Source organism: Agromyces sp. NPDC057865 (genome assembly GCF_042796995.1).
GTDB lineage: Bacteria > Actinomycetota > Actinomycetes > Actinomycetales > Microbacteriaceae > Agromyces.
In genome coordinates this window covers 1,074,672-1,095,533 of record NZ_JBHVMJ010000001.1, presented here as the reverse complement: position 1 = coordinate 1,095,533, position 20,862 = coordinate 1,074,672, and the positions used below count along the sequence as shown (strand labels likewise).

The window sequence follows — 20,862 nt, the reverse complement described above, 5'->3', positions numbered from 1 at the left end:
CCTCGATCGCAGTGAGGTGTCGGCTCGGCGAACTTTCAGTAGTACCCCCGATGCGTGCGACGCCCCGTTGCCCCACACTCATGCCCATCTCGTCTGCACCCTGAGGGGGACGACATGAGGATGGCAACGAATCGGCGGCGAACCCGGCGTACGCAGCGGTGGGGGGACTGGCTGGCGGAGCGCGCCAAGCCGTACGACACCGTCCTGGTTCTCGTACACGGCATGGGTGCGGCCTACCGCAGCCAGATCCTGCTCGAGTGGGCGGAACCGCTCCTTCAGCGAATGGACTGGCTCGCGCGTGACCGCGTCATCGGCGCGAACGGCGATCACGGCGTCACGATCCACAATTCGGATCTTGTCGGCGATCTCCCGATCATCACCGCGACCGTGCGATTCCCAGGGCCCGAGTCGACTCCACCGAAAGAACGGTCGACCATCGAACACCGCGTCGCGATCATCGAGGCGCGATGGTCTGAGTCATTCGTCCCGATGACTCGCGCGCAGGTGTTCCAATGGGCGATCGGGTTCCTCTGGCATGCCATCCTGCGGATGCTGACGCAGTTCTGGGGCACCATGGTGCTGGTCCCCTGGTACACGATGACCAATCACCCGAGGAACATCTGGCAGAAGTGGCCGAAGTTCGCTCCGATCCGGATCATCGCAATCGTCCTGGTCTTCACCGTCGATCTGGCACGACTCCTACTCGCTTTCACCGCGTTCGTCGTCACGTCGGCAGTCGTGATCGCCCTCGGCCTGATCGCATCGGTGGTCCTTCCTCTGCTCTCGCCGTTGCTGCTCATTCCGTGGTTCAAGAACGTCGCGCAGAAGGTGATCGACGGCGTCGTCGAGTCCATCGGTGATGTCGCGGCCTGGAAGGAGCGTCCCGTGCGCGCCACGGCGATGCGACTCGTCGTGCGTAGCGCGCTCGAGCAGGCCAAGCGCCTCGTGGGAGATCACGGCGACGTCCATGTGTTCGCCCACTCGCAAGGAGCCGCCGTCGCGACGTACGCGCTGTTCGAGGAACTCACTCCCTCCGACTACCGGGTCACTCGCCTGACGACCGTCGGCGCCGCCGTAGTGCTACTCGGGCGCGATAAGTGGCGCGGGCGACCCGATGTCTACACACCGGTGTCGAACTGGCTGGACAAGACGCAAGACGCTCCGGTCGCGTGGGCGAACCACTGGGGGATCTGGGATCCGTTCTCCGCGGGGCCCATAGCTGACACGAACTACGGGGCGCGTGCTCGCTGGCGCAACGCGTACTTCCCCGTGCCGGACGACAGCATGGGACCGGAAGAGCATGCCGTCCACAACACCAGCCAGCCGTTCACCGACCATTCCGTGTACTACAAGAACATCGTCCAGGTGGTCGATCCGACTGCGCGTTCGCTCCTCGGTGCGCGGTTCCCCGCGTCGAAGCCCTCTGTCGAGTACGTGGAGAACCGGCTCGCCGTGGTGGACCAGAAGTCGAACGGCGTCAACATGCTTGCCGCGGTGGCGATGGCGGCAACCCTTCCTGGTCTCCCGCTGACGGCATCATGGCTGATCTGGATCTACGAAGGGATCGCGTGGTTGGTCGGAACGTTGCTCGGCATCATCCCGGGTTCGACGGTCACCGGTGAGTCCGCCAAGCAGCACGTCCAGTTCCTTCTCGCCGACCCGTCGAAGCAGCCCGATCCGATGGACGGTCCGCAGCTGCTCCTCTCACCTTGGGGGTGGGTGCTTTCGTCCTTGCTCCTTCTCGCGTTCTTCATCTGGATCAACCAGTTCGTCTCGCGATTCAGTCAGCGCTCGCGAGTGTGGAAACGATGCCCGAAGTCGCCATTCGCGTGGCTCGCCCTGTGGTCGATTCCCAGAGCCCTGTTTGTCACCGGAGCGGCCTGGTCGCTCTGCGCAACGGTGATCGTTTGGGCCAGCAGCTGGCAGGTGCAAGCCGTCGTATGGACCTGTTCCGGCATCGCGCTCATCGCGATATTCGTCTTCATCGAACCACTCATCGCACCTGCACCGATGGTGGTCCCCGCCCGCGGTCCAGTGGGTGCCGAATCAGCACCGCCGGTGGCGCTCAGATTGAAGGACGTGGTCTCAACTGCGGAGTTTCAATCGGACCTCGACGACCGCAAGGTCTTCCTCGCTAAAGACAAGGCCGAGCTACGAGCACTCAAGCGGAAGCGAGGGCAGTGGTTGTCCAATATCCAGCAGTCACGGCAACTCGAGCTCCGACGCATGGCCGCGGAGGCGAAGACGAACAGGGGATCAGTCGAACAGGTTCGGTCCTCGTCCTGATACAGCGGCTGTCTTCGACGCTCCGATCCTCGTGACTGGTGTCACGAATCCCGTTCCGCAACAGGCGCCACCGTCGGCCGCACGACGTCGGCCGCACGACCTCCAGCGGCCACCTCGACGATCGCCTCGACGAGCCGGAACGGCACGAGCGCGGAGAGGTGCAGCGCGAGCAGCGGGCCGAGCACCGCGAGCGATCCCGTGAGCAGCAGCACGAGCACCGCGAGGCCCGCCGCCGCCCAGAGCAGCGCGGCGAGCGCCACGGCGGGCAGCGCGAGCAGCCACCACGGGTTCCAGAACGCGGCGACGGATGCCCCGAGCACCACGATCGCTCCGACGATCGACTGCACGAGCAGCAGCACGCCGGCCGCCCCGCCGAACTGCCGCTCGCGGTCGGCGGCGACCCACGCCCACATCAGCCACGACCGCAGGACTGGAACCCGCTGCTCGCGGAGTCCCGTGCGGAAGACCCGGTCGTCCTCGCGGCGCTGCGCGAGGGCCGCGCGTCGATCGCCGAGCTCCGCCGCGACGATCGAGCGCTCGTCGTGCAGGATCGCCGGCGCCGACTGGCGTCCGTAGCTCGCGATGAAGCTCCACATCCACATGGGCACCGAGGCGAGGTCGGTCACGCCGTGCACGGGCGGCTCCGCGACGCCGGGGTCGGGCAGCGGCGCCCCCGCCGGACGCGCGGGCACCGTGTAGCGGCGGCCCGTCACCGGATCGTCGTAGACGAACCCGGCCCGCACCTCGAAGCGATGGCCGTCGGCTGGGCGCTGGGCCAGCAGCAGCTCGCCGAGGGGCTGCCCGTCGTCGGTGCGGAACGGCATGCGGTCTCCTTCGCTGGCAGGGTCGCGAGGGTCGCTCATGCTCTGGGGGTCGCACGAACGCGCTCGCGACCATCCTGCCGCGCCCGGTCAGCCGAGCAGCAGCGCCACTGCGAAGAGCACCGGCACCGATCCCATCGTGGTGACGAAGACGGTGTCGCGCGCCACGACCTCGGCGGTCTCGTAGCGCTGCGCGAACACGAACACGTTCTGGGCGGTCGGCAGCGCCGCCAGCACCGTGACCGCGTAGAGCTCGATGCCCTCGAGCCCGAACACGAAGCGGCCGAGCGCCCACGCCGCGAGCGGCATCGCCACGAGCTTCAGCGTCGCAGCGAGGAGTACGTCGCGACGGCCGGTGCCCGGCTCGAGGAGTCGCTGCCCATGGAGCGAGAGGCCGTAGGCGATGAGCATGAGCGGCACCGCCGCGTGTCCGATGAGTTCGATCGGATCGAGCACCCACGCGGGCAGCTCGATGCCGGTGACGGCCACCAGCACGCCGAGGAGCGATCCCACGATGATCGGGTTCGTGAACGTCGACCGCACGATGTCCCACGCCGACGCGCGACCCTCCACCTTGGCGCCGAGCACGGCCAGGGCGATGGGCGCGAACAACAGGAGCTGGAGCAGGACGACCGGCGCCGACCACGCGGCGTCGCCGAGCATGTACACGGCGATCGGGATCCCGAAGTTGTTGCCGTTGACGTAGCCGGAGGCGAGCGAGCCGATCACCGTCTGCGCGAGCGAGCGCCGCCAGGCGAGCAGTGCGACGAGGGCGAAGATCACCATCATCGCGACGGCGGTGACCGCCGACACCGGCAGCAGCGCCGAGAAGAGCGCGCCGACGTCGGCCGTCGCGAGCACCGAGAACAGCAGGAACGGCGCCAGCACGTGGAAGTTCAGGCGCGCCAGCACTGGCCTTGCCTCGGGCGGAAGCACCCCCGTGCGAGCCGCCACCCAGCCGACGAAGACGGCGAGGGCGATGACCGCGAATCCGGTCAGGATGCCGATCACGCGCGCACGTCCCGGTGCGGTGCGCGGAACGGGCGGCTCATCGCGACGAGCCTACCCCGCGGGCGAACCGCGCCCGTCGCCGCCGACCTCTTCCGCCCGACCGGCGCCGCCCGATACGCTGCCCCCGAGGGCGGGAATCGCCCCCGACTGGGAGGGGGAACAAGCCATGAGCGGACAGGTGGACGACACCGAACGCACCACGACGGAGCAGCCCAAGCGGGGCAGCGGGGGATCCCGATTCGCCGGCATCGTCGGCATCGTCATCGGCGCGCTGATGATCCTCGGCGGCGTCGCCGCGTGGATCGGCGTCACCACGCAGCTGGCCGAGGAGAACATCGTCGTCAGCGACGACGCCGCATTCGCGCAGGGCCAGCAGGTGCTCGACCCGATCACCGCGTGGGCGCAGGCGGAGGTCATCCAGAAGCACGCGCTCGCGGCGACCGGCGGCAAGACCTACGCCGAGCTCGACCAGGACGACCCGCTGCGTGAGACAGCGGCGACGGCCTCGTACCTGCGCACCTCGCTCTTCACCTCGATCGTCGCGTTCGGCGTGGCGCTCCTCGCCGCGGGCACCGGCGTGATCGCCGTGCTCTACGGATGGTCGTTGCTCGCACTCGGGAGGCGGCCGGTCTGAGCGGCGGCGACGACGTGGCGTCGAGCGGCGGGGCATCCGTCGACCTGGAGGTCGTCGACGCCTGGTGGCGTGCGGCGAACTACCTGAGCGTGGGCCAGATCTACCTGATGCGGAACCCGCTAGTCGACCGCCCGCTCGAGCCCGACGACGTCAAGCCGCGGCTGCTCGGGCACTGGGGCACGTCGCCGGGCCTGAACCTCGTCTACGCGCACCTCAACCGCGCGATCGTCGAGCGCGGCACGCCGACGCTCTACGTGTGCGGGCCCGGGCACGGCGGACCGGCGATGGTCGCGAACACGTGGCTCGACGGCACGTACTCCGAGCTGTTCCCCGCGATCACCTTCGACCGCCCGGGCATGGAGCAGCTGTTCCGCCAGTTCTCGTTCCCCGGCGGCATCCCGTCGCACGCGGCGCCCGAGACGCCGGGCTCGATCAACGAGGGCGGCGAGCTCGGGTACTCGCTCATGCACGCGTTCGGGGCGGCGCTCGACAACCCCGGCCTCGTGGTCGCCTGCGTCATCGGCGACGGCGAGGCCGAGACCGGGCCGCTCGCCGCGAGCTGGCGCGGGCACTCGTTCCTCAACCCGGTCACCGACGGCGCCGTACTGCCGATCCTGCACCTCAACGGCTACAAGATCGCGAACCCGACGCTGCTCGCGCGCATCCCCGAGGCTGAGCTCGTCGACTTCTTCCGCGGCAACGGCTACGAGCCGCTGCTCGTCACGGGCGGCTTCGACGGCGAGGACCACAGGGCCGTGCACGGCCGTCTCGCCGATGCGATCGACGTCGCCTACGAGCGCATCGCCGCGATCCGGGCGGATGCCGCGGCGGGCGCGTTCGACGAGAACGCGGCGCGGTGGCCCGCCATCGTGCTGCGCACGCCCAAGGGCTGGACCGGGCCCGGCGTGGTCGATGGGGTGCAGGTGGAGGGCACGTTCCACGCCCACCAGGTGCCGCTCGCCGAGGTGCGCGAGAACCCCGAGCACCTCGCGATGCTCGAGTCCTGGCTGCGGTCGTACCGACCTGAAGAGCTCTTCGACGCCGACGGGCGGCCGGTCGCCGACCTCGACCCGCTGCGGCCGCGCGGCGAACTGCGGATGAGCGCGACCCCCGTGGCGAACGCGGGCATCGTGCGGCCGCTCGACCTGCCGCCGACCGAGGAGTTCGCGGTCGACGTCGATCCCGGCGACCGCGGCGACTCCGCCGAGTCGACGCGCGTGTTCGGCGGGTGGCTCGCCGAGCTCATGCGGCGCAATCCCGACGACGTGCGGCTCTTCGGCCCCGACGAGGTGCTGTCGAACCGGCTCGGCGCGGTGTTCGACGTGACGCAGCGGGTGTGGGCCGAGTCGTTGCATCCGCTCGACGAGCACCTGGCTCGCTCAGGGCGCGTGACCGAGGCCCTCAGCGAGCACCTCATGCAGGGCATGCTCGAGGGCTACCTGCTCACCGGGCGGCACGGGCTCATTACGAGCTACGAGGCGTTCATCCACATCGTCGACTCGATGTTCAACCAGCACGCGAAGTGGCTCGAGTCCGCGACCCACGTGCCGTGGCGCGGCGACCTCGCCTCCATCAACTACCTGCTGTCGTCGCACGTGTGGCGACAGGACCACAACGGCTTCTCGCACCAGGACCCGGGCTTCCTCAACGTCGTGGTGAACAAGCAGGCTGACGTCGTGCGGGTCTACCTGCCGCCCGACGCGAACACCCTGCTCGTGGTCATGCGCCACGTGTTCGACACGCAGAACCGGGTCAACGTCATCGTGGCGGGCAAGCAGCCGGCGCCGCAGTGGATGACGCACGCCGAAGCCGAGGCGCACGTCGAACAGGGGATCGGCATCTGGGCCGAGGCGAGCAACGAGCCCGGGTACGACGCGGCCGACCCCGCGGCATCCGTGCCCGACGTCGTGCTGGCCTGCGCGGGCGACGTGCCGACCATGGAGACCGTCGCGGCCGCGCTGCTGCTGCGCGAGCGCCTGCCCGACCTGCGCGTGCGCGTCGTCAACGTCGTCGACCTCATGCGGCTGCAGGATCCGTCGCACCACCCGCACGGGCTCAACGACCTCGCCTTCGACGCGATCTTCACGAAGGACCGGCCGGTGGTGTTCGCGTTCCACGGCTACCCGTCGCTGATCCACCAGCTCGCCTACCGGCGCACGAACCACGCCAACCTGCACGTGCGCGGCTTCGTCGAGAAGGGCACCACGACGACGCCGTTCGACATGCTGCACCTCAACGACCTCGACCGGTACCGGCTCGCGCTCGACGTGATCCACCGCGTGCCCGGGCTCGCCGAGCGGCCCGGCGTGGCCGAGATCGCCGACGAGTGGCACGCGGCGCGCAACGCGGCGCGCGAGTACGCGTACGAGCACGGCATCGACCCCGACTGGGTCACCGGGTGGGAGTACGAGTCGCGCTGAGCCGCGCTACCAGCGGTCGTGCACGAGCGGGCGGATGTCGCGGTCGTAGAGCTCGCGCACCTGCGACTGGAACGACGCCGGCAGCTCGAGCGACCCGGCGGCCGCGTTCGCTCGCGCCTGCTCGGGGTTGCGCGCGCCGGGGATGACCGAACTCACGCCGTCCTGCGCGGCGACCCAGGCGAGCGCGACCTGGGCGGCCGTGGCGTCGGGCGCCGCCTGGCGTGCGAACTCGGTGAACTCGGATGCCGCACGCACCCCGGTCGCGTAGTCGACGCCCGAGAACGTCTCGCCGACGTCGAACGACTCGCCGTGCCGGTTGAAGCTGCGGTGGTCGTTCGCGGCGAACTCGGTCTCGAGCGTGTAGCGGCCCGACAGGAGTCCGCTCGCGAGCGGCACGCGCGCGATGATGCCGACGCCGTTCGCCCGTGCGGCGGGCAGCACGTCGTCGAGCGGCTTCAGCCGGAACGCGTTGAGGATGATCTGCACGCTCGCGACACGAGGACGGGCGATCGCGGTGAGCGCCTCCTCGACCTTCTCGACGCTCACGCCGTAGTCGGCGATCGCGCCCTCGTCGACGAGCGTGTCCAGCGCGTCGAACACGCGGTCGTCGGCGTACACCGAGGTCGGCGGGCAGTGCAGCTGCACGAGGTCGAGCGTGTCGACGCCGAGGTTCGCGCGCGAGCGGTCGGTCCATGCGCGGAAGTGGTCGAGCGAGTAGTTCTCGTGCTCCTGCGGCATCCGCCGGCCCATCTTCGTGGCGACCGTCACGCCCGAGCCGGGGTGCTCGCGCAGCCAGCGCCCGATGAGCGTCTCGCTGCGGCCGTCGCCGTAGACGTCGGCGGTGTCGAAGAACGTGACGCCCGACTCGTGCGCCGCGTCGAGCACGGCGAGCGCGTCGGCCTCGTCGACGTCGCCCCAGTCGGCGCCGAGCTGCCAGGTGCCGAGGCCGATCGCGGAGACGGTGCGGCCGGTGCGGCCGAGGGTGCGGGTCTGCATGGGGTCGAGCCTAGCCGCGGGCGGGGGTGACGGATGCCGCGCCCGCACCTCAGCGGATCGGCACCGCGCGACCGCTCACGACGATGCCGCCCTCCTCGGGGATCTCGACGATGAGCCGCCCCGGGCGGCCGACGTGCCGGCCCTGCTCGATCACGACGCGGGCCGGCGGGTGCACCGCGCCGAGTCCGCGCAGGTAGCCGCCGAGGGCGGCCGCGGCCGAGCCCGTCGCCGGGTCCTCGGTGATGCGGCCCACCGGGAAGATGTTGCGCGCCTCGAAGTGCAAGGCGCCGTCCGCGGCATCCGACACCCGATGCAGCACGGCGATCGTGAGCGGCCACCCCTGCGCGTCGATGAACGCGCGCATGGCGCCGGGGTCGAACCGGAAGTCGTCGAACACGTGCGCGTCGGCGATGACGATCACCGGGTGTCGGCCACCGGCGGTGGCGATCCGAGGCGGGTACCGCTCATCGAGGTGCACGCGGTCGACGCCGATGAGCTCGAGCAGGGCGTCGAGCGCGAACTCGGGGAAGTGCGCGAGGTCGGTGTCGGGGCTCGTGAAGGCCGCGCGCAGGCCGTTCCCGTCGTCGCGTGTCTCGATCGAGATCTCGCCGACCGGGGTCGCGAACCGCACGATGCCGGGGCCCTCGCGCTCGGCGATGGCGACCGCGGTGGCGATGGTCGCGTGGCCGCAGAACGGCACCTCGGAGATCGGCGAGAAGTACCGCACGGTGCGGAGGTCGCCGTTGCGACCGGTCACGAACGCGGTCTCGGAGTAGTCGACCTCGATCGCGATGGCCTGCATGGCCGCGTCGTCGAGCGCCGACGCGTCGAGGACGATGCCCGCCGGGTTGCCGCCCGCCGGATCGTCGGTGAACGCGGCGTACCGCAGCACCGTGGGCTCGGCCGTCATGACGCCTTCGTCGGCGAGTAGCGCGTGGCCGACCACTCGTCGGCCACCGCGCTGACCTTGGTGTCGCGCCATCCGGCGGCGCGCAGCACGGCGCGCACGGCGTTGTCGCCGGGTGCGCTGCTCGTCCGGCCCTTGCCGTGCACCACCCACACGTGCGAGGCGATGCCGCACTCCCGGAACCACACCGGGAGCGACTCGAGCTCGGCGTCGCTGTGCACCACGACCACGACCACGTCCGCCTCCCACGGCGGCACCCGCGTGGCGCCTGAAAGCGCCTCGTCGAGCTCGGGCAGCGGCAGCGCACCGCGCACCGCGACCGCCTCGCCGTCGGACACTCCGAGCTTCTCCGCAAGCGTCGGCGGCGGCGTGGTGAGCGCCGTCGCCCACGTCGGCGCCGCTGCGCCCAGCTCGAACCGGTACGTCAATCCATCGGCCTCGAACGACACCACGCCGTCGGCCGCCTCCACATGCGACCACGCCGAACGGGGCACGCGCCCTCGTCGCTCGCCCGAGATCTGCAATCCGGCGGCCTCCAGGTGCAGCGTCACGGATGCTGCGGTTCCGTGATCGCCGATCCAGGTCGCCTTCGCCTGCCTCCCCATGTCAGAACCCCCCGCATCATGATCGCCGCGCCGGCGGCTCGATGCAATGGTTCGGCGGTCGGATGTCGCCGGGTTTCCACACGTGATCGGCGGACGTCGGCGCGAACGCGCAGGCGGGGGCGCAGACGAGCGGATGCCACGGGTCCGATCCCTGATGGGGACGGCCCGCGGCATCCGCTGGGCACTGCCGAGGTGATCGGCCGTGCCGTCAGCCCTCCTGCTCCGCGCCGAAGCGCTGGCGGGCGTCGAGCGGGATGAGCGGCCGCTCGCCGCGCGCCTTGATCTGCTGCACGGCCCAGGTGTTGCCGTCGGGATCGGCGAACCCGAAGAAGGTGCCGCCGTCGCGCTCGTCGAACACCGTGATCTCGCTGCACTCGATGCCGCGGGAGACGAGCTCCTCGCGGGCGGCGGCCGCGTCGGCGACCACGAGCTGCAGGCCGCGCATCGAGCCCGGCGCCATCTCGCGCTGCGAGGGCAGGTCGCCGATCACGATCGAGCAACCGGATCCGCGCGGGGTGAGCTGCACCACGTGCATGTGCTCGTTGCGCGTGTCGTGGTCGAGGTCGAACCCGACCTGGTCGCGGTAGAACGCGACGGACCGGTCGATGTCGGTGACGGGGAGGAGGACGACCTCGAGGGTCCAGTCCATGATGTGCTCCGTTCTCTTCGCTCTTCGCGTGATCGTGCGCGGTGATGGGGTCAGGCGTCGAGGATCGCGTCGAGGCGCTCGTAGCCCTCGCGCAGGCCGATCTCCATGCCGGACTCGACCATGCCGTCGCGGGCCTCGACACTGGGGTAGGTCGACCAGCCGCGCAGCCGGGTGCGGCCGTCGCCCAGGTCTTCGAACGTCATCGACTCGACGGCGACCACGTCGGGCACGCCCTCGAACTCGAAGGTCTGCACCGCGAACTCATTCGGCCGCACGGTGTGGAACGTGCCGTTGAACGCGTACTCCTCGCCCTCGGGGTTGCGGTGCACGTAGCGGTAGCCGCCCTGGGTCGTGAAGTCCCAGCGCTCGATGTCCATCTCGTAGCCGTTGGGCCCGAGCCACTGCTTCACGAGCGTGGGCTCGGAGTGGGCGCGGAAGACGGCCTCGACGGGCGCGTCGAACTCGCGGATGATCTCGATGAAGGGGAGCCCCTCGGGGGCGTTGATGGTGACGGGGTTCGTCATGGTTCCGTCGCTTCCTGTGCGGCCCCGCCCTGCGGGGCATCGGTGTCGGATGCCGCGGCGTCCGTGCCGCGGTCGGTGAGCAGCGCGTCCAGGTTGCGGAACTGCTGCTCGTGGATCAGCCGGTAGCGGTCGATCCATGCGGTGAGCGCCTCGAGCTGCGCCGCATCCAGGTGCACGGGCCGGCGCTGCGCGTCGCGCGTGCGCGTCACGAGCCCCGCCTGCTCGAGCACCTGGATGTGCTTGGAGACCGCCTGCTTGGTGATCTCGAACGGCTCGGCCAAGTCGTTGACCGTTGCCGGGCCACGGCTGAGCCGGGCGATGATGCGGCGGCGCACCGGGTCGGCGAGGGCCATGAAGGCCCGGTCGAGGCGGTCATCGGCACTCGGGTCGTAGATCATGTCCGCCTCCTTTGTCAACTCGATGCTTGATCAACTGTTTGGTTGATTACGAGAGTACGCCCATCGCCGATGGTCGTCAAGAGTTTGCCGAGAACCCCTCGCGTCGCCACGGCATCCGGAGCAGAATCGGGCGGAGGACCGACGACGATCTGGAGGCCACGATGGTCACGCTCAACCCGTACCTGAACTTCCGCGACAACGCCCGCGAGGCGATGGAGTTCTACCACTCCGTCTTCGGGGGCGACCTCAACGTCTCGACGTTCGCCGACTACCAGTCCGCGCAGGACCCGTCGGAGAACGACCTGGTGATGCACGCGCAGCTCGACGGACCGGGGCTCACGCTCATGGGCGCCGACACCCCGAAGCACATGGACTACAACGGCATCTCGGGGTTCTCGGTCTCGCTGTCGGGCCCCAACGAGGACGACGCAACGCTGCGCGGCTACTGGGACAAGCTCGCCGACGGCGGGACGATCGTGCAGCCGCTCGAGGTGGCGCCCTGGGGCGACGCGTTCGGCATGCTGGTCGACCGCTTCGGCGTGAGCTGGCTCATCAACATCGGCGGCGCGGCCGCCTGACGATCACGACGCGGCATCCGTCACCTCGAGCGGCGGATGCCGCGCCGTCGTACTGCGGGCGTGGCCGGCTGGGCGCAGCCGTATCGCGGCCGATCGCCTGAATTGCGCTCGCGTCGCGCCGGGCCTCGTTGCTCGTCGCTCAGCCGGCGGCGGGCGCTGTGGCGCCGTGCAGCGCCTCGACGACGGGCGCGAGCTCGGGCTGCTCGGCCGCCTCGGCGAGCACGCGTTCGAGCGTCTCGTCGTGGATCGGGCGCGCCTGCTCGTAGAGCGCGCGGCCGATGGGGGTGAGCTCGGTGTAGATGCCGCGGCGGTCGTCGGCGCACAGGATGCGCGTGAGCAGCGCACGGTCCTCGAGCCGGTTCACGAGGCGCGTGGTGGCGCTCGGGCTGAGTGCGGCGGCGCGCGCGAGCTGCTGCATGCGCATGTGCCAGCCGTCCTGCCGGTTCAGCGCGTCGAGCACGGTGTACTCGACGACCGAGAGGTCGACGGATGCCGCGAGCGCGCGCTCGAGCTCGGCCTCGATCATGCCGTGCAGGGCGGCGAGCGTGCGCCAGCCCTGTGCGCGCACCTCGACTGCGTCGTCGGCGATGCCCATGTGATGCTCCTCGGTCGGTCGATCTGTTCGTGAGTTCGGTGGATTTGTTGACTTGTCGATTTGTTGACTCGTCGATCTATCGATTTGTTGACTTGTCGATCGGTCCGCGGGACGGATACCACCCGACCGACGTAGCGAAGTAGTTGCTTGCGCTTTGTATTTGCGTGTGCAAGTATTGTGCCCGCGTTCGCAATAGAACGCGTCTGCAACTATCTTACCGCTTCCCAGGAGATCTCCCGCATGCCACTCGGACTCGTCGCCCTCGCCATCGGGGGCTTCGGCATCGGCCTTACCGAATTCGTCATCATGGGCCTGCTGCCCGAGGTGGCCGCCGACTTCGGCGTCACCGAGGCCGCCGCCGGCTGGCTCATCTCGGGCTACGCCCTCGCCGTCGTCGTGGGTGCCCTCGGCCTGACCGCCGCCACCACGCGGCTCCCCCGCAAGCCCGTGCTCATGGGCCTGCTCGTGCTCTTCATCGTGGGCAACGCGCTGTCGGCGCTCGCGCCCACGTACGAGGCCATGATGACCGGACGCGTCATCGCCGCGCTCTGCCACGGCGCGTTCTTCGGCATCGGCTCGGTCGTCGCGGCCGGACTCGTCGCACCCGAGAAGGCCGCCGGCGCCATCGCCGTCATGTTCACGGGGCTCACCGCCGCGAACGTGCTCGGGGTGCCGTTCGGCACGTTCCTCGGCCAGCAGTTCGGCTGGCGATCGACGTTCTGGGCGATCGCCGTGATCGGCGTGCTCGCCCTCATCGGCATCGCCGCCCTCGTGCCGGCGCTCCACCGCGACGGACCTGCTCCGAGCCTGCGCCGCGAGCTCGGCGCGTTCCGTTCGGGCCAGGTGTGGCTCTCTCTCCTCGTGACCGTCCTCGGCTTCGGCGGAATGTTCGGCGCATTCACGTACATCGCCTACACACTCACCGAGGTGAGCGGCTTCGACGCGACCGCCGTGCCCTGGCTGCTCGTGCTCTTCGGCGCGGGCCTCGTCGTCGGCAACTGGGTCGGCGGACGCCTCGCCGACCGCTCGATCGACGGCACCCTGCTCGCCTTCATCGGCGCGCTGGTCGTCGTGCTCGCGCTCTTCGCCTGGCTCGCGTCGAGCCCCATCGCGACCGTCGTCCTGCTCGTGCTCATGGGCGCCTTCGGATTCGGCACGGTGCCCGGGCTGCAGAGCCGCATCATGCGCTACGCCGCCTCGGCCCCCACGCTCGCGTCGGGCGCGAACATCGGCGCGTTCAACCTCGGCAACGCGCTCGGCGCGTTCTCGGGCGGCGTGGGCATCTCCGCCGGACTCGGCTACACGTCCCCGATCTGGGCCGGGGCGATCATCACGCTCACCGCGCTCGCGGTCATGGCGGTCGCGGCCCTCACGGCACGTCGCGCCGAGCGGGCGGATGCCGCGAATGCGCACCGAGCGGATGCCGCGACGTCGTCCGACTCGCCCGAGCGCGAGCCCGCGGCATCCGTCGCCTGAGCCCGCCCACGAACCCGACCGAATCCGAACCCACTCCCACTGCCTCGAGAACAGGAACACGAATGAGCGACCTCCTCATGATCGTCACCGGCGCGACCAGCCTCACCATGAAGGACGGGTCGGACCATCCGACCGGCTTCTGGGCCGAGGAGCTCGTGACCGCGCACCGCGAGCTGGTCGCGGCCGGCCACCGCGTCACGATCGCCACGCCGGGCGGCGTCACCCCCACGGTCGACGCCGTGAGCATCGACGCGGGCGTCGTCGGGAGCGCCGAGGCCGTCGCCGAGCTCGAGTCGTACCTCGCGTCGATCGCCGACGAGCTCGCCGCCGCGGTCCCCGTTGCCGACGTCGACCCGGCGGACTACGCCGCGATCGTGTTGCCGGGCGGCCACGGCCCGATGGCCGACCTCGCCTCCGACCCGGCCGTGGGTCGCGTGCTCGTGGCGGCGAACACCGCCGGCACCATCATCGCGCCGTTCTGCCACGGGCCTGCTGCACTGCTGTCCGCGACCCTCGCCGACGGTACGAACGCGTTCGCCGGACGCCGCCTCACCGTCTTCACCGACGAGGAGGAGCGGACGGGCGGCACCGGCGAGAACACGCCGTGGTGGGTCGAGACCGCGCTCCGCGACGCGGGGGTCGTCATCGAATCCGCCGCGCCCTGGAGCGATCACGTGGTCGTCGACGGCAACCTCATCACCGGCCAGAACGCGCAGTCGAGCACCTCGGTCGCGCGGCGGGTGCTCGAGGCGCTCGCGGCCTGAGTCGCTCGCTTCGGCAGAGCGGCGACGGATGCCGCGGCAGCGTGTCCGGGCTCCGGCGGGCGGTCGCGGCATCCGTGGTCGAAGGCACGGCCGCCGGCTGCTCAGTCGAAGAGCTCGGAGAGCCAGCTCTCCTTCTTCTTCTTGCGGTACGGGCCCTGGTCGCCGTACCCGCGGTTATCGTACGCCGGGTCGTAGGCGCGGTCGTACGACGGCTGCCCGTAGGAGGGCTGCTGGTACCCGGGCGCCTGCAGCGGCGCGGGCGGCGCAGCGGGGGCGGCCGGCGCGGCGGGAGCCTGCGCTCCCGATGCGGCCTGCCCGTAGTCGCGGGTGTCGCGCTCGATGATCTTGTCGAGCTCGCCGCGGTCGAGCCACACGCCGCGGCACGTCGGGCAGTAGTCGATCTCGATTCCGCTGCGTTCGCTCATCACGAGCACGGTCGCGTCATTGGGGCACTGCATGGGGGAATCCTGCTGGGGTGTCCGCGAACATCGGCGTCGTGACGACCCTATGGAGCGAAGCTCCGAAGATGCCCGACACGAAGACCCGGCGGGCACGGGGTGGAAGGCCGGGATCCGGCGAGCGTCAGGCCCGACGGAACCGGTTCACCATCGGGCAGTCGAACGGGTCGCGAGCCGAGAGGCCGACCTCGTTGAGGTAGCGGATGACGATCCCGTACGAGCGCACGAGCGTCGTCTCGGTGTAGGGCACGTCGAGCGTGCGGCAGTGCTCGCGCACGATCTCGCGCGCCTTCGCGAGATGCGGACGCGGCATGTTCGGGAAGAGGTGGTGCTCCACCTGGTAGTTGAGGCCGCCGAGCAGTGCGCTCGCCCAGAGGCCGCCCGAGATGTTGCGCGAGGTGAGCACCTGCTTCGAGAGGAAGTCGAGCTTCACGTCGGCCGGGATGAGCGGCATGCCCTTGTGGTTCGGCGCGAAGGAGGCACCCATGTACACGCCGAAGACCGCGAGCTGCACGCCGAGGAAGGCGAACGCCATGCCGAGCGGCAGGACCCAGAAGATCGCCCCGAGGTAGACGGTGAATCGCACGGCGATGAGCCCGAGCTCGATCCACCGACCCTTGACCGGCCCGCGGTCGAAGAGGGTCCGGATGGACCGGGCGTGCAGGTTCAGGCCCTCGAGCGTGAGCAGCGGGAAGAAGAGCCAGCCCTGTCGGCGCGTGATCAGCGCGATCAGGCCGCGCTGCCTCGCGGCATCCGTCTCGGTGAAGGAGATCGTGTCGAACTCGATGTCGGGGTCCTTGCCCACTCGGTTCGGGTTCGCGTGGTGGCGCGTGTGCTTCGTCATCCACCACGAGTAGCTGATGCCCACGACGCCCGCGGCGAGGATCCGCCCGATGCGGTCGTTGGCGGGCCCCGACTCGAGCACCTGCCGGTGCGACGCCTCGTGCGCGAGGAAGGCGAACTGCGTGAAGATGAGCCCCAGCGCGCCGGCCATGAGGAGCTGGAACCAGGAGTCGCCGAGCAGGATGAACCCGGTGATCGCGCCGCCGAGGGCGAGTGCCAGGAGCGTGACGAGCCCGAGGTAGAACCAGCGCGTGCGATGCAGGAGGCCGGATTCGCGGACGACCCGGGAGAGGGCCGTGTAGCTGCGGGTGATGTCGGCAGTGCCGGTGCGGGGCCTAGTGGCCCGGAGTGCACCGACCGTTTCGGTGTGTGAGATGTCGGGTTCCCAGCGGGTCGTCGACTTCCCAGCCGGGGGTCGCGGGCGATCGCCCGCTGCAGATGCTCGAACGCTATGGGCTGCACATGTGCACGGCCTGTGAGGGGCCGGATGCCGCGCGTGCCGAACACCGTCGCTCCCCCGTCAGCCGGCGGCATCCGACGACGGCACGACGGGGTTCGACGCGGCATCCGTGCACCCATCGAACCTGAGGTTGCGTCACTTGTGCGGCGGGAGTACGTTGACGCGCAGAGGGGTCCGGGGGGAGCCCGTTCGACGTGCCCGCCACGAGTCGTGGTGCCCGCACGAGCGCGTCGGGCGCGCCATCGACCTTCGGGCGTGCCATCGACCTGAGGGGGATTCTCATGGCCAGGCGATCGAAGCGCGATGAGCGCGATGAACGCGACGTGACCGTCGACGAGGCGCCGGGTCGCCCGGAGGGCGGCCGCTTCGAGGCGACGGTGCACCCCGGCGAGCGCGACGTCGCGCTGGCGCAGGTCTCCGACCTCGACCTCGACCGCATCCCCGATCCGCAGGGCGGGGTGCGCGTCGTCGTCACGGCGGATGAGCTCGCCGAGCTCGTGCGACGCGGCTACGAGGTGCGCGTGTTCCGCACGGTGCCGATCGAGCCGCTCGATCCGTCGCTCATCCAGTCCGACGAGGACGCACGGCGCTGGCTCGACGAACGCGTCGCCGGCATCCCGCGTGAGGAGGAAGGCTGATGTACCGCACCGTCGCGCAGCTCGACTCGCTGACGCAGCTCCTCGCCACGTGGTTCCCCGACTTCTTCACGCGGATCCAGCTGCCCGAGGCATCCGTGCAGGGACGCCCCGTCTTCGCCCTCCGGCTGCGCGCCGGCACGGGCCCCGAGCGCCGAGGCGTGCTCCTCGTCGGCGGCACGCACGCCCGTGAGCTCATGAACCCCGACGCGATCGTCGAGCTCGCCGTCGACCTCTTCACGAGCTACGTCAACGAGCGGGATCTCGTCTACGGCGGCCGCCGCTGGCCCGCCGCGGACGTGAAGCTCATCCTCGAGGCCCTCGACATCTGGATGGTGCCGTGCGTGAACCCCGACGGTCGCGTGCACGTCATGACGATCGACGGCATGTGGCGCAAGAACCGTCGGACGAACGCGGGCACGACGTGCATCGGCGTCGACCTCAACCGCAACGCCGACTTCGTGTGGGGCGTGACGCAGGGCCAGACCTCGTGCAACCCGTGCACCGACATCTACGTCGGCCCGAGCGCGTTCAGCGAGCCCGAGAACCGCAACGTGAAGCACCTGCTCGACACGCACCGGGTGGACACGTTCGTCGACGTGCACTCCTACTCCGAGCTGATCCTGTGGCCGTGGGGGCATGCGCCGTCGCAGACGACGGATCCGTCCAAGCGGTTCACGACGCTGCCGACGGGCACGTGCGCGCCCATCGGCGTGCCGGGGTACCAGGAGTACATCCCGCCACGCGACCTGCAGCGGTTCCAGACGGTGGGCGGACGAATCCGCGACGCCATCAAGGCCGTCCGCGGCCGCACGTACGCGAACCAGGCGGGCATCGCGCTGTACCCGACCACGGGCACGTGGAGCGATTACACATACAGCCGCCACATCGCGAACTCGCGCCTCAACAAGACGTACGGGTTCACGTTCGAGACGGGACCATACGTGGGCTCCGCCGAGGAGTCGTTCCACCCCGCCGACCCCGAGCCGGTCAAGCGCGACGCGAAGTCGGGCATGGTGGCGCTGCTCCACCAGAGCATCTGCGCGATCGAGCTCATCGGGCTGCAGTTCTTCCGCGCGCAGACCGAGGTCAACGCGCTGCGGAAGGTGCGCGACAAGCTGCTCGCCACGACCGACGCCGGACGCGAGTGGATCGCACTGTTCGAACGCGTCGAGGTGCCCGCGCTGGCGGCCGCGCTCCAGGATCGCGACCTGCTCGCCGAGTCCGCCGAGCTCGTCAAGCGCAGCGCCGGCCTCGCGCGCGACGACAGCGTGAAGCTCACGGCCGAGGAGGTCGACGCGGGCGTCAAGGTCCTGCGCCGGCTCCGCACGCGCGTCGACGACCCGGCGCTGCGCACGGACCTCCGCGCGATCGAGGTGCACCTCGACGCGATGCGGGGCGTCACGATGGCCAAGGCCGTCGAGCGGCTCATGGCGCAGCCGCCGAGCGCGAAGCCGAAGCCGCCGCCGCCGCGCAGTCGGGCCGCGACCGGGTCGAACACGAAGCCGAAGGGCGTCGAGAACGGCTCGCCGAAGGCCACGGCGAATGCGAAGGCGTCCGCCGGGAAGGCCGGCGAGAATGGCGCCCCGAAAGCGAAGGTGGCCGCGAAGCCGCGGACGCGAGCGCGGTGAACGGCGACGGATGCCGCGACGCGGGGCCGCGGCATCCGGTGCGAGACTTGACGCATGCGCATCGCCGTCACCGGTGGGTCGGGCAAGCTCGGCCGCACCGTCGTCCGAACGCTCCGCGAGGAGGGCCACGAGGTCGTCAACCTCGACCAGCAGGGCGACCGCGAGTCCGTCACCCGCGTCGACCTCACCGACTACGGGCAGGTGATCGACGCCATCGCGGGCGTCGACGACCGGCACTCGGGCGTCGACGCGATCGTGCACCTCGCCGCGATCCCCGCGCCCGGCATCGTGAGCGACGTCGCGACCTTCCACAACAACATGCTGTCGACGTTCAACGTGCTCCAGGCGGCGCGCCGCCTCGGCATCACGCGCATCGTCTACGCCTCGAGCGAGACGGTGCTCGGCCTCCCGTTCGACGTGCCGCCGCCGTACATCCCCGTCGACGAGGAGTACGCGGCTCGACCCGAGAGCACGTACTCGCTCGTGAAGCACCTCGAGGAGCAGATGGCGATCGAGCTCGTGCGCTGGCACCCCGAGCTCTCGATCACGGCGCTGCGCTTCTCGAACGTGATGGACCCGGCCGACTACGACGCGTTCCCGTCGTTCGACGCCGACGCGAGCCTGCGCAAGTGGAACCTCTGGGGCTACATCGACGGGCGCGACGGCGCGCAGGCCGTGAGTCGGGCGCTCGCCGCGGCGAAGCCCGGCTTCGAGCGGTACATCATCGCGGCCGCCGACACGGTCATGAGCCGGCCGAACGCCGAGCTCGTCGCCGAGGTGTTCCCCGACGTTCCGGTGCGCGGCGACCTGGGGGTCAACGACACGATGCTCTCGATCGACAAGGCGCGCCGGATGCTCGGGTACGAGCCGCGTCACTCATGGCGCGACGAGGTGACGGATGCCGCGGCGTCCGGGCGCCCGAGCTGAGACCGCTCGTCGAGTCGGTCGTCGGCTGGGACGACGGACGCCGCCGCGAACGAGTCGCGGCGGCGTCCGGGTTCGCGGAGCCTAGAGGCCGCGGATGTTCTCGGCCTGCAGGCCCTTGGGACCCTGCGCGACCTCGAACTCGACCTTCTGGCCCTCTTCGAGCGAGCGGTAGCCGCTGCCCGTGATGGCGCTGAAGTGTGCGAAGACGTCGGCGCTGCCGTCGTCGGGGGCGATGAAGCCGAAGCCCTTTTCGGCGTTGAACCACTTGACGGTTCCGGTTGCCATACTGCTGTCCTTCTGTCCTTCGGGCCGCTCGGTGCGTGCCCGCTGCGATCGAGGGTCGATCGCGGCCTCGGCGGCACCGTGCCGCCGAAGCGAGGGGCGAGGGGCGGGAATGCGCTCGGGCTTCCGCCGTCTCGTATCGGGTCATGCCACGCGGATGGGTCCGCCTCCGGGCAATCGGATGGAGGCACGGGCGTCTGCCCGCTGATGGAGGTTCACCCAACCCTAGTGCACGCGCGACGATACAGCACGGATCCATCCACAGGTGACGCACGATGACGCGGGATCGAGACCTGGCCTGGTGGTGCGCACTCGTCCTCGACAGGGGCCCGATGTGGACGATCGGCGGACATGCGGCAACGTGCCAGCCTGCTCATAGGGAACCGGAGGAGAATCGTGGCATGAACCGCCGCCCCCTGCGATTCGTCGCCCTCGCCTACGCAGCCCTCGTGCTGTGGGTGACAGTGGGGCCGACGCCGTGGCGCACGAACACCGGCAGCCAGCTCGAGGGCGGCATCCTCAATCCCGACTCGTGGACGGCGACGACCACCTGGACCACCGGCTACCTCTCCGAGATGGCGTTCAACGTGGCGCTGTTCATCCCGGTCGGCATCCTCGCCGCCCTGCTCATCCCGCGTCGCCGCTGGCCGCTCGCCCTCCTGGCAGGGCTCGCGTTCACCACCGTGATCGAGCTGATCCAGGTGCCCGAGCCGCACCGCATCTCCGACCCCCGCGACCTCGTGATGAACACGGCGGGGGCCGTCTTCGGCGTGGTCCTCGTGCTGGCCGCCCGCATGGTGCGCCGATCCGTCCGGGTCGCCAACGCCCTCCCGGTGCCGACCTTCGAATCGCTGCCCGAGGCCGCGGTCGAGCCGACCGTGACCACCGCCTCGACAGTGCGGGCCGAGTCCACCGCGCTCCTCGCCGGCAGCGACCGCGCCGCCTGAGAACGCGCTCGCGCG

The 20,862-nt window shown here is 70.3% G+C and carries 22 protein-coding genes; 10 read left to right on the top strand and 12 right to left on the bottom strand.

Features of this window, described 5'->3' with window-relative positions; translation table 11 throughout:
- The first annotated feature begins 114 nt into the window (after nucleotides 1-114).
- Nucleotides 115-2,286: a hypothetical protein gene (locus tag ACFVN5_RS05125; protein ID WP_376953710.1), complete on the top strand. Its 2,172-nt coding sequence runs from the start codon at nucleotides 115-117 to the stop codon at nucleotides 2,284-2,286.
- A 41-nt stretch (nucleotides 2,287-2,327) separates the two neighbouring features.
- On the opposite strand, the gene ACFVN5_RS05120 is transcribed toward ACFVN5_RS05125, so the two are convergent.
- Both ACFVN5_RS05120 and ACFVN5_RS05115 read right to left on the bottom strand, forming a co-directional pair.
- Nucleotides 2,328-3,110 (bottom strand): DUF1353 domain-containing protein, encoded by a 783-nt coding sequence (locus tag ACFVN5_RS05120; RefSeq protein ID WP_376953709.1) that lies wholly within the window; start codon nucleotides 3,108-3,110, stop codon nucleotides 2,328-2,330.
- 87 nt (nucleotides 3,111-3,197) lie between these two features.
- Nucleotides 3,198-4,118: an AEC family transporter gene (locus ACFVN5_RS05115; protein WP_376953708.1), complete on the bottom strand. Its 921-nt coding sequence runs from the start codon at nucleotides 4,116-4,118 to the stop codon at nucleotides 3,198-3,200.
- A 166-nt stretch (nucleotides 4,119-4,284) separates the two neighbouring features.
- On the opposite strand from ACFVN5_RS05115, the gene ACFVN5_RS05110 reads away from it, so the two are divergent.
- Nucleotides 4,285-4,752 carry an aromatic ring-opening dioxygenase LigA gene (locus tag ACFVN5_RS05110; RefSeq protein ID WP_376953706.1) on the top strand — a complete coding sequence of 156 codons (468 nt, stop codon included), beginning with the start codon at nucleotides 4,285-4,287 and terminating at the stop codon, nucleotides 4,750-4,752.
- Entirely contained in the window at nucleotides 4,716-7,172 is a 2,457-nt protein-coding gene (locus ACFVN5_RS05105; protein ID WP_376953704.1) for a phosphoketolase, read from the top strand. Before ACFVN5_RS05110 ends, ACFVN5_RS05105 begins: the two co-directional genes overlap by 37 nt.
- Nucleotides 7,173-7,178: 6 nt before the next feature.
- On the opposite strand, the gene ACFVN5_RS05100 is transcribed toward ACFVN5_RS05105, so the two are convergent.
- From ACFVN5_RS05100 to ACFVN5_RS05075, 6 genes are all read right to left on the bottom strand, one after another.
- A complete protein-coding gene (locus ACFVN5_RS05100) occupies nucleotides 7,179-8,168 on the bottom strand; it encodes an aldo/keto reductase (RefSeq protein WP_376953702.1) in 990 nt (329 codons plus the stop codon).
- Between the two features lie 49 nt (nucleotides 8,169-8,217).
- Nucleotides 8,218-9,078, bottom strand: coding sequence for a PhzF family phenazine biosynthesis protein (locus ACFVN5_RS05095; protein ID WP_376953701.1), 861 nt, complete (start codon nucleotides 9,076-9,078; stop codon nucleotides 8,218-8,220).
- Nucleotides 9,075-9,680, bottom strand: coding sequence for a hypothetical protein (locus ACFVN5_RS05090; protein WP_376953699.1), 606 nt, complete (start codon nucleotides 9,678-9,680; stop codon nucleotides 9,075-9,077). The genes ACFVN5_RS05095 and ACFVN5_RS05090 overlap by 4 nt, the downstream gene beginning before the upstream one ends.
- A gap of 208 nt (nucleotides 9,681-9,888) precedes the next feature.
- On the bottom strand, nucleotides 9,889-10,329 hold the full coding sequence (locus tag ACFVN5_RS05085) for a VOC family protein (RefSeq protein ID WP_376953698.1): 441 nt from the start codon (nucleotides 10,327-10,329) through the stop codon (nucleotides 9,889-9,891).
- A 50-nt stretch (nucleotides 10,330-10,379) separates the two neighbouring features.
- Complete coding sequence (locus tag ACFVN5_RS05080; RefSeq protein ID WP_376953697.1) at nucleotides 10,380-10,853, bottom strand: SRPBCC family protein; 474 nt, start codon at nucleotides 10,851-10,853, stop codon at nucleotides 10,380-10,382.
- A complete protein-coding gene (locus ACFVN5_RS05075; RefSeq protein WP_376953696.1) occupies nucleotides 10,850-11,251 on the bottom strand; it encodes an ArsR/SmtB family transcription factor in 402 nt (133 codons plus the stop codon). Before ACFVN5_RS05075 ends, ACFVN5_RS05080 begins: the two co-directional genes overlap by 4 nt.
- Before the next feature lie 161 nt (nucleotides 11,252-11,412).
- Here ACFVN5_RS05075 and ACFVN5_RS05070 point away from each other — a divergent pair, with 161 nt between their 5' ends.
- Entirely contained in the window at nucleotides 11,413-11,829 is a 417-nt protein-coding gene (locus ACFVN5_RS05070; protein WP_376953695.1) for a VOC family protein, read from the top strand.
- 139 nt (nucleotides 11,830-11,968) lie between these two features.
- On the opposite strand, the gene ACFVN5_RS05065 is transcribed toward ACFVN5_RS05070, so the two are convergent.
- Nucleotides 11,969-12,424 (bottom strand): MarR family winged helix-turn-helix transcriptional regulator, encoded by a 456-nt coding sequence (locus tag ACFVN5_RS05065; RefSeq protein ID WP_376953694.1) that lies wholly within the window; start codon nucleotides 12,422-12,424, stop codon nucleotides 11,969-11,971.
- A gap of 240 nt (nucleotides 12,425-12,664) precedes the next feature.
- On the opposite strand from ACFVN5_RS05065, the gene ACFVN5_RS05060 reads away from it, so the two are divergent.
- Together ACFVN5_RS05060 and ACFVN5_RS05055 are read left to right on the top strand one after the other, a co-directional pair.
- Complete coding sequence (locus ACFVN5_RS05060) at nucleotides 12,665-13,900, top strand: MFS transporter (RefSeq protein ID WP_376953693.1); 1,236 nt, start codon at nucleotides 12,665-12,667, stop codon at nucleotides 13,898-13,900.
- Nucleotides 13,901-13,962: 62 nt separating this feature from the next.
- Nucleotides 13,963-14,664, top strand: coding sequence for a type 1 glutamine amidotransferase domain-containing protein (locus ACFVN5_RS05055; RefSeq protein WP_376953692.1), 702 nt, complete (start codon nucleotides 13,963-13,965; stop codon nucleotides 14,662-14,664).
- 101 nt (nucleotides 14,665-14,765) lie between these two features.
- Here ACFVN5_RS05055 and ACFVN5_RS05050 read toward each other — a convergent pair whose 3' ends face one another.
- Both ACFVN5_RS05050 and ACFVN5_RS05045 read right to left on the bottom strand, forming a co-directional pair.
- The gene (locus ACFVN5_RS05050) at nucleotides 14,766-15,122 is read right to left on the bottom strand and encodes a zf-TFIIB domain-containing protein (RefSeq protein ID WP_376953691.1); all 357 of its coding nucleotides are present in this window, start codon (nucleotides 15,120-15,122) and stop codon (nucleotides 14,766-14,768) included.
- A gap of 124 nt (nucleotides 15,123-15,246) precedes the next feature.
- Complete coding sequence (locus ACFVN5_RS05045; protein ID WP_376954318.1) at nucleotides 15,247-16,341, bottom strand: fatty acid desaturase family protein; 1,095 nt, start codon at nucleotides 16,339-16,341, stop codon at nucleotides 15,247-15,249.
- Nucleotides 16,342-16,706: 365 nt separating this feature from the next.
- On the opposite strand from ACFVN5_RS05045, the gene ACFVN5_RS05040 reads away from it, so the two are divergent.
- The 3 genes from ACFVN5_RS05040 to ACFVN5_RS05030 are packed head-to-tail and all read left to right on the top strand — an operon-like array spanning nucleotide 16,707 to nucleotide 19,618.
- Complete coding sequence (locus ACFVN5_RS05040) at nucleotides 16,707-17,063, top strand: hypothetical protein (protein WP_376953690.1); 357 nt, start codon at nucleotides 16,707-16,709, stop codon at nucleotides 17,061-17,063.
- Nucleotides 17,063-18,691: a M14 family zinc carboxypeptidase gene (locus tag ACFVN5_RS05035; RefSeq protein WP_376953689.1), complete on the top strand. Its 1,629-nt coding sequence runs from the start codon at nucleotides 17,063-17,065 to the stop codon at nucleotides 18,689-18,691. Before ACFVN5_RS05040 ends, ACFVN5_RS05035 begins: the two co-directional genes overlap by 1 nt.
- Before the next feature lie 54 nt (nucleotides 18,692-18,745).
- Entirely contained in the window at nucleotides 18,746-19,618 is an 873-nt protein-coding gene (locus tag ACFVN5_RS05030) for an NAD-dependent epimerase/dehydratase family protein (protein WP_376953688.1), read from the top strand.
- Nucleotides 19,619-19,699: 81 nt separating this feature from the next.
- Here ACFVN5_RS05030 and ACFVN5_RS05025 read toward each other — a convergent pair whose 3' ends face one another.
- Complete coding sequence (locus ACFVN5_RS05025; RefSeq protein ID WP_056733649.1) at nucleotides 19,700-19,903, bottom strand: cold-shock protein; 204 nt, start codon at nucleotides 19,901-19,903, stop codon at nucleotides 19,700-19,702.
- A gap of 398 nt (nucleotides 19,904-20,301) precedes the next feature.
- On the opposite strand from ACFVN5_RS05025, the gene ACFVN5_RS05020 reads away from it, so the two are divergent.
- Complete coding sequence (locus tag ACFVN5_RS05020; protein WP_376953687.1) at nucleotides 20,302-20,847, top strand: VanZ family protein; 546 nt, start codon at nucleotides 20,302-20,304, stop codon at nucleotides 20,845-20,847.
- Nucleotides 20,848-20,862: the final 15 nt, after the last annotated feature.

Excerpts from the sequence above, each read along its gene's own strand:
- ACFVN5_RS05020 (WP_376953687.1), top strand. The coding sequence starts at position 20,302 with ATGAACCGCCGCCCCCTGCGATTCGTCGCCCTCGCCTACGCAGCCCTC.
- ACFVN5_RS05040 (WP_376953690.1), top strand. The coding sequence starts at position 16,707 with ATGGCCAGGCGATCGAAGCGCGATGAGCGCGATGAACGCGACGTGACC.
- ACFVN5_RS05055 (WP_376953692.1), top strand. The coding sequence starts at position 13,963 with ATGAGCGACCTCCTCATGATCGTCACCGGCGCGACCAGCCTCACCATG.
- ACFVN5_RS05125 (WP_376953710.1), top strand. The coding sequence starts at position 115 with ATGAGGATGGCAACGAATCGGCGGCGAACCCGGCGTACGCAGCGGTGG.
- ACFVN5_RS05105 (WP_376953704.1), top strand. The coding sequence starts at position 4,716 with ATGGTCGTTGCTCGCACTCGGGAGGCGGCCGGTCTGAGCGGCGGCGAC.
- ACFVN5_RS05110 (WP_376953706.1), top strand. The coding sequence starts at position 4,285 with ATGAGCGGACAGGTGGACGACACCGAACGCACCACGACGGAGCAGCCC.
- ACFVN5_RS05065 (WP_376953694.1), bottom strand. The coding sequence starts at position 12,424 with ATGGGCATCGCCGACGACGCAGTCGAGGTGCGCGCACAGGGCTGGCGC.
- ACFVN5_RS05090 (WP_376953699.1), bottom strand. The coding sequence starts at position 9,680 with ATGGGGAGGCAGGCGAAGGCGACCTGGATCGGCGATCACGGAACCGCA.
- ACFVN5_RS05050 (WP_376953691.1), bottom strand. The coding sequence starts at position 15,122 with ATGCAGTGCCCCAATGACGCGACCGTGCTCGTGATGAGCGAACGCAGC.
- ACFVN5_RS05060 (WP_376953693.1), top strand. The coding sequence starts at position 12,665 with ATGCCACTCGGACTCGTCGCCCTCGCCATCGGGGGCTTCGGCATCGGC.
- ACFVN5_RS05035 (WP_376953689.1), top strand. The coding sequence starts at position 17,063 with ATGTACCGCACCGTCGCGCAGCTCGACTCGCTGACGCAGCTCCTCGCC.
- ACFVN5_RS05120 (WP_376953709.1), bottom strand. The coding sequence starts at position 3,110 with ATGCCGTTCCGCACCGACGACGGGCAGCCCCTCGGCGAGCTGCTGCTG.
- ACFVN5_RS05025 (WP_056733649.1), bottom strand. The coding sequence starts at position 19,903 with ATGGCAACCGGAACCGTCAAGTGGTTCAACGCCGAAAAGGGCTTCGGC.
- ACFVN5_RS05085 (WP_376953698.1), bottom strand. The coding sequence starts at position 10,329 with ATGGACTGGACCCTCGAGGTCGTCCTCCTCCCCGTCACCGACATCGAC.
- ACFVN5_RS05100 (WP_376953702.1), bottom strand. The coding sequence starts at position 8,168 with ATGCAGACCCGCACCCTCGGCCGCACCGGCCGCACCGTCTCCGCGATC.
- ACFVN5_RS05095 (WP_376953701.1), bottom strand. The coding sequence starts at position 9,078 with ATGACGGCCGAGCCCACGGTGCTGCGGTACGCCGCGTTCACCGACGAT.
- ACFVN5_RS05080 (WP_376953697.1), bottom strand. The coding sequence starts at position 10,853 with ATGACGAACCCCGTCACCATCAACGCCCCCGAGGGGCTCCCCTTCATC.
- ACFVN5_RS05030 (WP_376953688.1), top strand. The coding sequence starts at position 18,746 with ATGCGCATCGCCGTCACCGGTGGGTCGGGCAAGCTCGGCCGCACCGTC.
- ACFVN5_RS05070 (WP_376953695.1), top strand. The coding sequence starts at position 11,413 with ATGGTCACGCTCAACCCGTACCTGAACTTCCGCGACAACGCCCGCGAG.
- ACFVN5_RS05075 (WP_376953696.1), bottom strand. The coding sequence starts at position 11,251 with ATGATCTACGACCCGAGTGCCGATGACCGCCTCGACCGGGCCTTCATG.